The 12,278-nt window shown below is 72.7% G+C and carries 11 protein-coding genes and 1 tRNA gene; 8 read left to right on the forward strand and 4 right to left on the reverse strand.

What is annotated here, in order from left to right; translation table 11 throughout:
• Positions 1-109 precede the first annotated feature (109 nt).
• The gene (locus KS423_RS24245; protein ID WP_224281795.1) at positions 110-1,168 is read right to left on the reverse strand and encodes a fatty acid desaturase; all 1,059 of its coding nucleotides are present in this window, start codon (positions 1,166-1,168) and stop codon (positions 110-112) included.
• A gap of 249 nt (positions 1,169-1,417) precedes the next feature.
• Here KS423_RS24245 and KS423_RS24250 point away from each other — a divergent pair.
• The 6 genes from KS423_RS24250 (at position 1,418) to KS423_RS24275 (ending at position 6,315) form a co-directional block, all read left to right on the forward strand.
• Positions 1,418-1,488 (forward strand) — tRNA-Gln (locus tag KS423_RS24250).
• A gap of 143 nt (positions 1,489-1,631) precedes the next feature.
• Complete coding sequence (gene glmU, locus KS423_RS24255) at positions 1,632-3,086, forward strand: bifunctional UDP-N-acetylglucosamine diphosphorylase/glucosamine-1-phosphate N-acetyltransferase GlmU (RefSeq protein WP_224281796.1); 1,455 nt, start codon at positions 1,632-1,634, stop codon at positions 3,084-3,086.
• A 201-nt stretch (positions 3,087-3,287) separates the two neighbouring features.
• A complete protein-coding gene (locus tag KS423_RS24260) occupies positions 3,288-4,265 on the forward strand; it encodes a ribose-phosphate diphosphokinase (RefSeq protein ID WP_224281797.1) in 978 nt (325 codons plus the stop codon).
• Positions 4,266-4,545: 280 nt separating this feature from the next.
• Positions 4,546-5,139, forward strand: a complete 594-nt coding sequence (locus tag KS423_RS24265) for a 50S ribosomal protein L25/general stress protein Ctc (RefSeq protein ID WP_224281798.1) — start codon at positions 4,546-4,548, stop codon at positions 5,137-5,139.
• A gap of 146 nt (positions 5,140-5,285) precedes the next feature.
• Complete coding sequence (pth, locus tag KS423_RS24270; protein ID WP_224281799.1) at positions 5,286-5,864, forward strand: aminoacyl-tRNA hydrolase; 579 nt, start codon at positions 5,286-5,288, stop codon at positions 5,862-5,864.
• 136 nt (positions 5,865-6,000) lie between these two features.
• Positions 6,001-6,315 (forward strand): hypothetical protein, encoded by a 315-nt coding sequence (locus tag KS423_RS24275; protein ID WP_224281800.1) that lies wholly within the window; start codon positions 6,001-6,003, stop codon positions 6,313-6,315.
• 72 nt (positions 6,316-6,387) lie between these two features.
• On the opposite strand, the gene ppc is transcribed toward KS423_RS24275, so the two are convergent.
• Positions 6,388-9,186: a phosphoenolpyruvate carboxylase gene (gene ppc / locus KS423_RS24280; protein ID WP_224281801.1), complete on the reverse strand. Its 2,799-nt coding sequence runs from the start codon at positions 9,184-9,186 to the stop codon at positions 6,388-6,390.
• 259 nt (positions 9,187-9,445) lie between these two features.
• Between ppc and KS423_RS24285 the strand changes: the two genes are divergently transcribed.
• Positions 9,446-10,714: a sensor histidine kinase gene (locus KS423_RS24285; RefSeq protein WP_224281803.1), complete on the forward strand. Its 1,269-nt coding sequence runs from the start codon at positions 9,446-9,448 to the stop codon at positions 10,712-10,714.
• A gap of 63 nt (positions 10,715-10,777) precedes the next feature.
• Here the strand turns inward: KS423_RS24285 and KS423_RS24290 are convergent, their stop codons facing one another.
• Together KS423_RS24290 and KS423_RS24295 are read right to left on the reverse strand one after the other, a co-directional pair.
• Complete coding sequence (locus KS423_RS24290; RefSeq protein WP_374120017.1) at positions 10,778-11,329, reverse strand: SUKH-3 domain-containing protein; 552 nt, start codon at positions 11,327-11,329, stop codon at positions 10,778-10,780.
• 36 nt (positions 11,330-11,365) lie between these two features.
• A complete protein-coding gene (locus KS423_RS24295; RefSeq protein WP_224281804.1) occupies positions 11,366-11,827 on the reverse strand; it encodes a YwqJ-related putative deaminase in 462 nt (153 codons plus the stop codon).
• Positions 11,828-12,089: 262 nt separating this feature from the next.
• Here KS423_RS24295 and KS423_RS24300 point away from each other — a divergent pair.
• The coding region (locus KS423_RS24300; protein WP_224281805.1) for a hypothetical protein at positions 12,090-12,278 on the forward strand (189 nt) is incomplete at its 3' end.

Below are 12,278 nucleotides of genomic sequence, written 5' to 3' on the forward strand. Positions count from 1 at the left end.
GGACGGGCCGACGCCGTGGCGGGCGCGGCGTCCGTCCGCGTGCTGTGGTGACCGCCTGTGCTGTCTGCGCTGCTCCCGTTCACCCCTACATCATGCTGGAAGTGCCGCCTCATGCGGCGCGGCGGGCGGCGATCCGTTGTGCGTCCGGCCAGCGGACGTCCCGGACCCAGCCGGCCAGCTCGAACCAGCGGATCAGTCGGGCCGAGGAGTCGATCTGCCCGCGCAGCACCCCGTGCCGGGCCGCGGTCGGGTCGGCGTGGTGCAGGTTGTGCCAGGACTCCCCGCAGGAGAGCACGGCGAGCCACCAGACGTTGCCGGAGCGGTCCCGGGAGCGGAACGGGCGCCGGCCGACGGCGTGGCAGATCGAGTTGATCGACCAGGTGACGTGGTGCAGCAGCGCCACCCGGACCAGCGAGCCCCAGAAGAAGGCGGACAGCGCGCCCTCCCAGGACAGGCTCACCAGACCGCCGATCAGCGCGGGCAGCAGCAGCGAGAGGGTGGTCCAGAGCCAGAACAGCCGGGAGATCCGCCTTATCGCCGGGTCGCGCACGAGGTCCGGTGCGTACTTGTGCTGCGGGGTCTGTTCCTCGTCGAACATCCAGCCCATGTGGGCCCACCACAGGCCCTTCATCAGCGCCGGGACGCTCTCCCCGTAGCGCCACGGCGAGTGCGGGTCGCCGTCCTTGTCGCTGAACCGGTGGTGCTTGCGGTGGTCGGCCACCCAGCGCACCAGCGGGCCCTCGACCGCGAGGCTCCCGGCGATCGCCAGGGCCAGGCGCATCGTCCGGTGGGCCTTGAACGCGCCGTGGGTGAAGTAGCGGTGGTAGCCGACGGTGATGCCGTGGCAGGTGAGGAAGTACATGGCGACGGTGATCGCGAGGTCCGTCCAGCCCAGCCCCCACCCCCAGGCCACCGGGACGGCGGCCACCAGGGCGGTGAACGGCACGAGGATGAACAGGGAGAGCGCGATCCGCTCGGCCAGGCCCTGCTTCTCCCCGCCGCGGGTGGCGGACAGCCGGGTGGCCGACGTGTCGGCGGGGCCGGGGGTCTCGACTGGCTGGGCGTTCTCGACGGTCTCGGTGGGGTCGTCGGGGCCGGAGTCGGAGTCGGGAGACGGAGTGCGGGACGCGGCGTTCCCCGCGCGCGCCTCGCCTGCCTTGATGGTCATGGGCGTCCCTTTGCGGCGTCCCGGAAACGGGAGAGGAGCGGAGCTACGGTGGCGTAACCTACGGCATCGTAGGTTGCGCTCCGCGGCCAGGGGAACACTCCGCCGCGCGGCGCTTGAGTGAATTCACCCGACTGGATGGATGAACCGAGGGCCAGACGGCTTCGGCCGTCGACGGTGGAATCCGGGCCGCGGATCGGTGCAAGTCGATACCCACGGCAGGGCCCTCTCGGGTAGGGTCTGACACGACTGTCCGCCGTGGTGTAATGGCAGCACAGGGCCCTTTGGAGGCCTTTGTCTGGGTTCGAATCCTAGCGGCGGAGCCTCTGCACGCCTCGGGTTCGGGCGTTTTCCCCCGCGCCGGTATTGTCGGTGCTGCTCGGCGGACTGTGCGAATGGCGACCGGCCTGGGTCCGGGCCGGGCCTGCTCTGCCCTCTCTGTGAACCTACCGAGGAGCCTCCCCGCATGGGTGCCAATTCGCTTGCCGCCGTTGTCGTGCTCGCCGCTGGTGGCGGGACCCGGATGAAGTCGAACAAGCTGCCCAAGGTCCTGCACGAGGTGTGCGGACGCTCGCTGGTGGGTCACGCGGTCTCGGCGGCCCGGGAGCTGGCGCCGGGTGAGCTGGTCGTGGTGGTCGGCCACCAGCGCGAGCAGGTCGTGGCGCACCTGGCGGAGCACTACCCGGCCACGCGCACCGCGGTGCAGGAGGAGCAGAACGGCACCGGCCACGCGGTGCGCACGGCGCTGGAGTCGCTCACCGCCGACGGCCTGGTGCTGGACGGCACGGTGATCGTCACCGCCGGCGACTCGCCGCTGCTGACCGGGGAGACCCTGCGCCGACTGGCCGACGCCCACACGGCCCAGCAGAACGGCGTCACCGTGCTGACCGCCGTCGTCCCGGAGCCCTTCGGCTACGGCCGCATCCTGCGGGACGAGGACGGCACCGTCGCCGCGATCGTCGAGGAGCGGGACGCCAGCGCCACCCAGCGCGCGATCGCCGAGATCAACTCCGGCGTCTTCGCCTTCGACGCCAAGCTGCTCACCGAGGCGCTGGGCGAGCTCACCACGGACAACTCGCAGGGCGAGGAGTACCTGACCGACACCCTGGAGATCCTGCGCAAGGCGGGCCACCGGGTCGGCGCCGTGGTGGCCGAGGACCACCGGGACATCCTGGGCATCAACGACCGGGTCCAGCTGGCGCAGGCCCGCCGGCTGCTGAACGACCGCCTGCTGGAGCGGGCGATGCGCGAGGGCGTCACCGTGGTGGACCCGGCGACCACCTGGTTCGACGTGCAGGTCAGCTACGAGCCGGACGCCGTGGTGCTGCCGAACACCCAGCTCCAGGGCGCCACGCACCTGGGCGAGGGCTGCGAGGTGGGCCCGAACTCGACCCTGAAGGACACCACGGTCGGCGTCGGCGCCCGGGTGAGCAACACCACGGCCGACGGTGCCGAGGTGGGCGAGCTGGCCACCGTCGGCCCGTACGCCTACCTGCGGCCGGGTGCCAGGCTGGCCCGCAAGGCGAAGGTCGGCACCTACGTCGAGGTGAAGAACTCCGAGCTGGGCGAGGGCGCCAAGGTGCCGCACCTGTCCTACATCGGCGACGCCACGATCGGCGAGGGCACCAACGTCGGCGCGGCCTCGGTCACCGTGAACTACGACGGCGTGAACAAGCACCGCACGGTCATCGGCGCGCACTGCCGCACCGGCTCGGACAACATGTTCATCGCCCCGGTCACCGTCGGTGACGGCGCCTACACCGGCGCCGGCTCGGTGATCACCAACGACGTCCCGGCCGGGGCGCTCGGTGTGAACCGGGCCACGCAGCGCAACATCGAGGGCTGGGTCGAGCGCAAGCGCCCCGGCACGGTGTCCGCGCAGGCCGCGAAGGCGGCGACGGACGGGGCCGAGCAGGCCTGAGCGGGCGGGCCGGGGCCCGAGGGGCGGTCCCGGGGCGGACGGTTTCTGCGCGGGCGCGTAACCTTGGGGACATACGTGCGCCACTGGGCTTACCGCCCGTGTCCAGGCGTACCGACAATTCCCCAACCCGTGCCGCGAGCGGGCCCTGCCTGCCCGCACCGGGTCGAGGGTTCAGCGTCCGCAACGCGAGGAGACGGTGCAGTGAGCGGGATCACGACGTCGGGTGAGAAGAAGCTGAAACTCTTCTCCGGCCGTGCCCACCCGGAACTGGCGAGGGAGGTGGCCGAGGCGCTCGGGACCGAGCTGGTCCCCACCAAGGCCCTGGACTTCGCCAACGGCGAGATCTACGTCCGCTTCCTGGAGTCGGCGCGCGGTGCGGACTGCTTCGTGATGCAGAGCCACACGGCTCCCATCAACCAGTGGATCATGGAGCAGCTGATCATGATCGATGCTCTGAAGCGGGCCTCCGCCAAGAGCATCACCGCGATCCTGCCGTTCTACGGCTACGCCCGCCAGGACAAGAAGCACCTCGGCCGCGAGCCCATCTCGGCCCGCCTGGTCGCCGACCTGCTGCGCCAGGCCGGCGCCGACCGCCTGATGGCCGTGGACCTGCACACCGCGCAGATCCAGGGCTTCTTCGACGGCCCGGTGGACCACCTGTTCGCGCTGCCGCTGCTGGCCGACTACATCGGTGAGAAGGTCGACCGCTCCAAGCTGACCGTCGTCTCTCCGGACGCCGGCCGCGTGAAGGTCGCCGACCAGTGGTGCGACCGGCTGGACGCCCCGCTGGCGATCATCCACAAGCGCCGCGACATCACCCAGGCCAACACCATCCTGTCGGCCGACGTCGTCGGTGACGTCAAGGACCGGGTCTGCGTGCTGGTCGACGACATGATCGACACCGCCGGCACCATCTGCGCCGCGGCCGACGCGCTGTTCGACAACGGCGCCGCGGACGTCGTGGTGGCGGCCACCCACGGTGTGCTCTCCGGCCCGGCCGCGGACCGGCTGAAGAACTCGCGGGTCAGCGAGTTCGTGTTCACCAACACGCTGCCCACCCCGGCCTCGCTCCAGCTGGACAAGATCACCACGCTGTCCATCGCCCCGTCGATCGCCGCCGCGATCCGCGAGGTGTTCGAGGAGGGCTCGGTCACCAGCCTCTTCGAGGGCGTGCACTGACGAAGGCCCGTGCAGGCGGCCCCGGTCCGGACGGACCGGGGCCGCCGCCGATTTCGCGGGAGGCCGCCGGTGCGGTTAGACTCGTGAAACTGCTCGGCGAGGGATGCCGTGTGCCTGCTCGACGGGTGCCCGCTCCGTGATCGACGCGCTGCCGGTGCCGGATTCCCGTCCGCCGGCAGGCCGTTGCCGCCGAGTGACCCCCGAACGTACTGAGGGTGTGGTCCCGGCGGTTTTTCGCGTTGTCTGCACCCCCGCGCCAGTTTCCACGAGGAGTGCAGTCGTGTCCGAGATCCGTCTTGCCGCTGAGACCCGTACCGAGTTCGGCAAGGGTGCCGCCCGTCGCGCCCGCCGCGCCGGCTTCGTCCCGGGTGTCGTCTACGGCCACGGCCACGCCCCGGTTCACCTGAACCTGCCCGGCCACGACCTGATGATGGCCCTGAAGACCCCGAACGCCCTGCTGGTCGTGCCGATCGACGGCAAGGACGAGTACGTGCTGCCGAAGGCCGTCCAGCGCGAGGCCATCAAGCGCAACATCGAGCACGTCGACCTGCTGCTGGTCAAGCGCGGCGAGAAGGTCACCGTCGAGGTTCCGGTCCACACCGAGGGCGAGCTGGCCCCGGGCGGCAACCTGCTGGAGCACGTCCTGCAGGCCCTGCCGATCGAGGCCGAGGCCACCCACCTGCCCGAGGCCGTCACCGTCTCCGTCGAGGGCCTGGAGGCCGGCGCCGCCGTCCACGCCAAGGACATCGTCCTGCCGGCCGGTGTCGCCCTGGCCGTCGAGGCCGACGCCGTCGTCCTCCAGGTCATCGCCGCCCAGGCCGCCCCGGCCGAGGAGGAGGCCGCCGAGGCCGAGGCCGAGGGCACCGAGGCCTGAGCCTCTTAGCGCTGGTCGCTGAGACCGCTGCCCCGGTCGCTCCCGTCGGAGCGCCCGGGGCAGCGGCGTGTCCGGGATGATGACGTCGAGCGCGAAGGCGAGGAGCAGCACATGAGCGAGCGGATCACGGAAAGGTGCGCGGGGGCATGAGCGAGGACTACGACGGCCCCTGGCTGGTGGTGGGGCTGGGCAACCCCGGGGAGCAGTACGCCCGGAACCGGCACAACATCGGCTTCATGGTGGTGGACCTGCTGGCGCAGCGGATGGGCGCGAAGTTCAAGGCGCACAAGAGCCGGGCGCAGGTGGCCGAGGGGCGGTTGGCGGGCAGGCGGGTGGTGCTGGCCAAGCCGATGTCCTTCATGAACCTCTCCGGCGGGCCGGTGACGGCGCTGCGCGACTTCTACAAGGTGCCGGCCTCGGCGCTGATCGCGGTCCACGACGAGCTGGACATCGACTACGCGGCGCTGCGGCTGAAGCTGGGCGGCGGGGACAACGGCCACAACGGGCTGAAGTCGATCACCAAGTCGCTGGGCCCGGACTACCACCGGGTGCGCTGCGGGATCGGCCGCCCGCCGGGCCGGATGGAGGTCGCGGACTTCGTGCTGAAGGACTTCTCCGCGACCGAGCGCAAGGAACTGGAGTGGTTCGTGGACCGCTCGGCGGACGCGGTGGAGGCGCTGCTGTCCGAGGGGCTGGAGCGGGCCCAGAGCACGTACAACTCCTGACCGCTCGTCAGGACCGTGTGCGGGATACGCAACAGTCGTACAACGCTTGCCCGTCCAAACCTGAATCGGTGTGAGAACCCTGTGCGGGATCGGATAGCGTCGGCCCGGTACGCGAACGAGCCCTGGGGAGTTCTCGATGCGGAGATTGCGTCCGGTCCGCCGGGTGGCCGGGCTGAAGCGGCTCGGACGGCGAGTCTGTGCGGCCGGTGCGCTGGGGGCCGCCGGGGTCCTGCTGTCGAGCGGTGCGGTGGCGCACGCCGAGCCGGTCGCGGAGTCGGAGCCGGAGGTCTCCCCGGAGCCGGCGGCGGCACAGTTCGGCCCGGTGCTCGGCGACTCGATGGGCCCCGACGCGGGGCTGCTGGCGGTCGGCGGCGGCCTGGTGGTGGCGGCCGGCGGCGCGGCGCTGTGGCTGAAGCGCAGGCGCGCGGACGAGGGCGAGAGCGCGGAGTAGGAACCTCACGGCCGAGGGGCCGGTGTCCCAAGGACGGGACACCGGCCCCTCGGCCGTTCTCGGGTCCGGCCGTCAGCCGGTGTTGCGCAGGCCGGCGGCGATGCCGTTGACCGTCAGCAGCAGCGCGCGGGCGCGCAGCGGGTCGTCCTGGCGCCCGGCCGAGAGCTCCTCGCGCTGGCGGCGCAGCAGCGCGACCTGGAGGTAGGAGATCGGGTCGAGGTAGGCGTCGCGGACGGCGAAGGTCTGCTTCAACACCGGGTTGTGCTCCAGCAGTTCGCTCTCGCCGGTGAGCCGGAGCACCTCGCGCAGGGTGAGGGCGTGCTCGGCCTTGATCTGGTCGAAGACGTGGTGCAGCTCGCCGGGCACCAGCTGCTCGACGTAGTGGCGGGCGATCCGCAGGTCGGTCTTGGCCAGCGTCATGGCGACGTTGGACAGGAAGTTGCGGAAGAAGTGCCACTCGCCGTACATCTCGTCCAGCACGTCGCGCAGGCCCGCCGCGCGGGCGGCGGCGAGGCCGGAGCCGACGCCGTACCAGCCGGGGACGATCTGCCGGGACTGGGTCCAGCCGAACACCCACGGGATGGCCCGCAGGCCGTCCAGGCCGGCGCCGGAGTCGGGGCGGCGGGACGGGCGGGAGCCCAGGTGCAGCGATGCGAGCTGGTCGACCGGGGTGGAGGCGAAGAAGTACTTCGGCAGGTCCTCCTGCTCGACCAGGGTGCGGTAGGCGGTGTGGGCGGCCTCGGAGACCTGGTCCATCGCGGCGTCCCAGCGGGCCAGCGACTCGGGGGCCTGGCGCGGGGCGGTGTGCAGCGCGGAGGCGGAGAGCGTGGCGGAGAGGGTCAGCTCCAGGTTCTCCCGGGCCAGCGAGGGGAGCAGGTACTTGTCGGAGATGACCTCGCCCTGCTCGGTGACCTTGATCTCGCCCTCCAGGGTGCCCCAGGGCTGGGCCAGGATGGCCTCGTGCGAGGGGCCGCCGCCGCGGCCGACGGTGCCGCCGCGGCCGTGGAACAGGCGCAGCCGGATGCCGTAGCGGTGGGCGACGTCGCGCAGTCGGCGCTGGGCGCGGTGGATCTCCCACTGGGAGGTGGTGATGCCGCCGAACTTGGAGGAGTCGGAGTAGCCGAGCATGACCTCCTGGACGTCGCCGCGCAGCGAGACGAGCAGACGGTAGGACGGGTCGGAGAGCATCTCGTCGAGGATGCGGTCGGCCTGCTGGAGTTCGTCGGTGGTCTCCAGCAGCGGCACGATGCCGATCTTGGCGATGCCGGCGTGCAGGTCGATCAGGCCGGCCTCGCGGGCCAGCACGGTGGCGGCGAAGACGTCGTCGGCGCCCTGGCACATGGAGATGATGTAGCTCTCGACGATCTCGTCGCCGAAGCGCTCGAAGCCCTGGCGGATGGTGTTGAACACGCCGAGGGTCTTGGTGCCGGCCTCGTCCAGCGGGGCGGGGGTGGGGGCGAGCGGGCGGCGCGAGCGGAGTTCCTTGGCGAGCAGCTTCTGCCGGTACTCGCGGGGCATGTCGGCGTAGCGCCAGGCCTCCTCGCCGAGCCGGTCGAAGAGCTGGCCGAGGGCGTGGTGGTGGGCCTCGGCGTGCTCGCGCACGTCCATGGTGGCGAGCTGGAGGCCGAAGGCCTCGACGGTGCGGATGGCGCGGGCGAGGCGGCCGTCGGCGATGAGCTCGCCGCGGTGGGAGCGCAGTGAGTCCTGGATCAGCCGCAGGTCGGCGATCAGCTCGCGGGTGCCGAGGTAGTCGCGGCCCTCGATGTGCGGGGTGCCGCCGGCCAGCCGCTCGCGGGTGTTCTCCAGCTTGAGCCGGATGCAGGTGGCCTTGAGGCGGTAGGGCTCCTCGGCGTTCATCCGCTTGTAGCGCGGGCTGAGTTCGGGGAGCAGGTGCAGGTCGGTGTTGAGCGAGGCGAGCAGCTCGACCGAGGCGCCGGCCAGCCGCTCGGAGGTGGAGAGCGTGTTGCGCAGGTCGTCGATCGCGGCGAGCGCGTCCTTGATGCCGTACTCGTGCTGGAGGTTGAGGACGTCCCAGGTGACCTGCGGGGTGACGTTGGGGTTGCCGTCGCGGTCGCCGCCGATCCAGGTGCCGAAGGTGAGCGGCCGCACGCCGTCGGGCAGGCTCAGGCCGACCCGGGCGAGTTCCTCGTGCAGCTCCTCCAGGACCTCGGGGACGGCCTCGCGGTAGAGCTCGTCCAGGTAGTAGACGGCGTTGCGGGCCTCGTCGGTGGGCTCGGGGCGGGCGATGCGCAGCTCGTCGGTCTGCCAGAGCAGGTCGATGACCTCGGCCAGACGGCGGTCGGCGGAGCGCTTGGCGCTGCTGGTACGGGCCTGGTCGGCGGCGGCCAGGCCGGAGGTGACCTCGTCGCGGTGGATGCGGTCGAGGAGTTCGCCGATCCGGCGCAGCTTGTTGAGGACGCTGCGGCGGGCGGCCTCGGTGGGGTGCGCGGTGAAGACCGGGCGGACCGCCAGGTGGGCGAGGGTGTCCTGGAGGTGCTTGGCGTCGGCCTCGGCGAGCTGGTCGGCGGTCTGCGCGAGCAGCGAGCCCTCCCGGGCGCGGCGGGTGGCGAACTCGCGGCCGCGGTGCACCTGCTCGGTGACGTTGGCGAGGTGGAAGTAGGTGGAGAACGCCCGGACCAGCTTGGCGGCGGTGTCCAGGTCGATGTCGGAGAGGAGTTCGGCGGTGGCCTCGCCGTCGGTGCGGCTCAACAGGCGGACCTGTTCGACCAGGCCCAGCAGCTGGGGGCCCTCCTGGCGGACCAGCGTCTCGCCGAGCAGGTCGCCGAGGCGGCGGATGTCCGCACGCAACGCGGCATTGTCGGCGACGACGGGCGTGGGGCTGTCCGCCGGGTTGGGGACCGGAGCGGTCACGGCTGGCTCCCTGTGGTGGTGGGGTTCGGCAACGGCTCATCGTCACAGGTCCACACGCGTGTGGCGGGTGTGACGAGTGCGGACCGCGCTGTCCGACGCGACCAGCATAGGTCTCGGGGCGGGCGCTGTCCGCGAGGTGGCCGGATGGCGGACAAGGCTGCCGAAAACCGCCTATGGTCTGGACCACTTGGCGGCTTCGTGGGGTGCTCCGGGCGATCCCGGTGGGGAGGGGAGGGGGTTGCCGCTTACGCTGTGGGGCATGAGCAAGTCGCCTGGGGAGCGCATGCCGGTCCGTTCGTTCTGGTGGTGGAAGCGGCCGCGCAGCGCTTTCCTGGACATCGGGCTGGCGTTGCTCGCCGCGGTGGAGTGCGCGGTCAGCACGATCGCCTTCCTCTCCGCCCGGATCCACGTCAGCACCGCGGGAGCGGTCGGGATAGCCGTGCTCGGCACACTGGCCGGCGGCTCGCTGGTGGTGCGCCGGCGCTGGCCGGCCGTCCCGGTGCTGGTGACGCTGCTGGTGATGCCCGGGATGCTGGGCGTGGTGCTGCTGGTGGTGGCGCTGTACACGCTGGCGTCGACCTGGGAGTGGCCCCTGCGGCGCCGCCGGGTGGTGGCGCTGTCCGCACTGGCCTTCGCCGAGGCGGCCGCCGTGATGGCGGTGTCGCTGATGACGCCCGGGGACGCGCCGGTGGACCCGCCGCCGCTGTGGGGTCAGATCCTGCTGTCGCTGCTGGTGTCGGTCGGGCTGACCGTCGCCCCGGTGGTGACCGGACTGTACGTCGGCGCGCGGCGGCGGCTGATCGATTCGCTCAAGGACCGCGCGCACGGCCTGGAGACCGAGCTGGACCTGCTGGCCGAGCAGGCGCAGGAGCGTGCCCGCCGGGCCCGGCTGGAGGAGCGCACCCGGATCGCCCGGGAGATGCACGACGTGGTGGCGCACCGGGTGTCGCTGATGGTGGTGCACGCCGGGGCGCTGGAGCGGATCGCGGGCAAGGACCCGGACAAGGCGGCGCAGAGCGCCAAGCTGATGGGTGAGGTGGGCCGGCAGGCGCTGAACGAACTGCGCGAGATCCTCGGGGTGCTGCGGATGGACGACGAGCGGCAGCCGGAGCCCGACTCGCTGGCCGGGCTGCCGCGGCTGGTGGACCAGTCCCGGGCGGCCGGGATGGCGGTGACGCTGACGGTCAGCGGCAGCCGGCAGGAGTTCACCGGCGAGGCCGAGCAGACCGCCTACCGGGTCGTCCAGGAGGGCCTGACCAACGCGCACAAGCACGCCGGCGGCGCCCAGGTGTCCGTCCTGCTCTCCTACGCGCCGAACGGGGTGCGGGTGGCCGTGGTGAACGCCTGCCCGGGCGGCGAGAGGGGTGCGGCGAAGCTGCCCAGCGGGGGCAACGGGCTGGTCGGGATGCGGGAGCGGGTGATCGCGCTGGGCGGCACGTTCTCCTCCGGACCGGAGGCGGACGGCGGGTTCCGGATCGAGGCGGTGCTGCCGTCCCGGCTGGCGGTGCGGGCCGAGCGGCTGCGCTGAGGCGGGCCCGGCGATTCGACCGGGTCGGCACGCGGGAGTGGTCGGACACCCCCTGAGCCGCCCTCAGTACTCCTCGGCGGTGCGCAGCCGCTCCGGGGCGGTGCCCAGGACCAGGGCGGAGATCGCCTGGTCGATGCCCTGGCCGAGGAACCACTCGCCGGTGTGGTCCAGGCTGAAGACCCGGCCCTCCTCGTCGACGGCCAGCAGCGCCTGCCCGTACGCCTCCTCGCCGAGCGGGGCCAGCCGGGTGCCCAGCGCCCGGCCGAGGTCGAGCAGGGTGCGCGGCTGGTGCAGACCGCACAGCGGGTCGATCAGGAACGGGGTGCGGGCCAGCTGGCGTCCCGGGCCGGACAGGTCGAAGGCGAGGCCGCCGAACTCGGCCCAGGCCTCCACCGCCGCCGGGAACACCGCGTGCCGTACGCCGGTGGGCGCGCCGTACCCGGCCAGGGTGTCGGCCCACTCCTCGGCCTGCCAGATCTGCCAGCGGCCGGGGTGCCAGCCGGCCGCCTTGAGCTCGGCGGCGACGTCGGCCGGGAAGCGCGGGCGGGTCCGGGCGCCGGCGGGGGAGAGGGTGGCCGGTGCGGGCGGGATGGGCGGGTTCAGGGCGGGCTCCAGGGCTGGGGGACGGGGGACGTGCCGGCGCTCGGCCGGTCAGTGCGCGGGCGGCCCGACGGCGACGCTGCGCACGGTGAAGTGCTCCAGCATCGGAGCGCAGGAGCGGCACGGCGGGGCGTGGCTGCCGTGCGTCGGATCGCCCTCCTCGCGGATGCGCACGGTCGTCATCCGGGAGCCCTTGAGCGCCTTTCGGGCCTCGTGCAGGGTCATCGGCTTGCGGGCGGCGCGCTTGGAACGCCTGCCGTCGACCGCGGCCAGGTGCTGGGAGAGCAGGACGGCCTCCGGGCAGCGGCCGGTGAACCGCTCGCGGGCCTCCGTCGGCAGGGTGTCCAGGAAGTCGGCGACCAGGTGGTGCAGCACCGGGCGGCGCGCGTCCTTGTCGCCCGCCAGCGTGTGCACCTCGCCGCCCTTGAGCGACAGCGCGGCGGCGACGGCGGGCAGCAGGCTGTCGCGGTGGTGGCGCAGCACGGGCGGGCCCGCCGGCTCACCGGTGGTCATCCGTCGTCCTCCTCCTCGTAACCCGGCGTCGGCCGGAGTGGCCGGGCCGATCCGGGGCAAGCCTGTCAAACGACACCGACAACCGCACAACCGGGGTGCGGCGGCCGCCGGCGCCGCGACGGACCGGCCGGGAGGCCACCCGATGCCGACCGGATGTGCACGTTCTCGTCACGACTTGTCCGCCGGTCTGCCGAAACGGCCCCCGGTACGCGGCCGGGGCCGCCGCCTGCCGTGCGGGCGGCCGCCGGCGGGCCCGACTCCGGTGCCCCCGTCGGACGTTGAGGCCGACGGGGAGGGCCTGCCGCCCGCTACGACGAGCTGCCGCCCGCTACGACGAGCTGCCGCCCGCTACGACGAGCTGCCGGGCGGGCCGGCCGGGCTCGCCCCGCCCCGGACCGCGCCCGGCAACGAGCACACCCGGCACCCGTACCCGGTGCGGGCCGGTCCCGGT

Source organism: Streptomyces sp. LS1784, from assembly GCF_020103755.1.
Classification (GTDB): Bacteria; Actinomycetota; Actinomycetes; order Streptomycetales; family Streptomycetaceae; genus Kitasatospora.

Bases quoted from the DNA above. Each gene is read 5' to 3' on its own strand.
- KS423_RS24285 (WP_224281803.1), top strand. From the start codon at position 9,446: ATGAGCAAGTCGCCTGGGGAGCGCATGCCGGTCCGTTCGTTCTGGTGG.
- KS423_RS24295 (WP_224281804.1), bottom strand. From the start codon at position 11,827: ATGACCACCGGTGAGCCGGCGGGCCCGCCCGTGCTGCGCCACCACCGC.
- pth (WP_224281799.1), top strand. From the start codon at position 5,286: ATGAGCGAGGACTACGACGGCCCCTGGCTGGTGGTGGGGCTGGGCAAC.
- KS423_RS24245 (WP_224281795.1), bottom strand. From the start codon at position 1,168: ATGACCATCAAGGCAGGCGAGGCGCGCGCGGGGAACGCCGCGTCCCGC.
- KS423_RS24275 (WP_224281800.1), top strand. From the start codon at position 6,001: ATGCGGAGATTGCGTCCGGTCCGCCGGGTGGCCGGGCTGAAGCGGCTC.
- glmU (WP_224281796.1), top strand. From the start codon at position 1,632: ATGGGTGCCAATTCGCTTGCCGCCGTTGTCGTGCTCGCCGCTGGTGGC.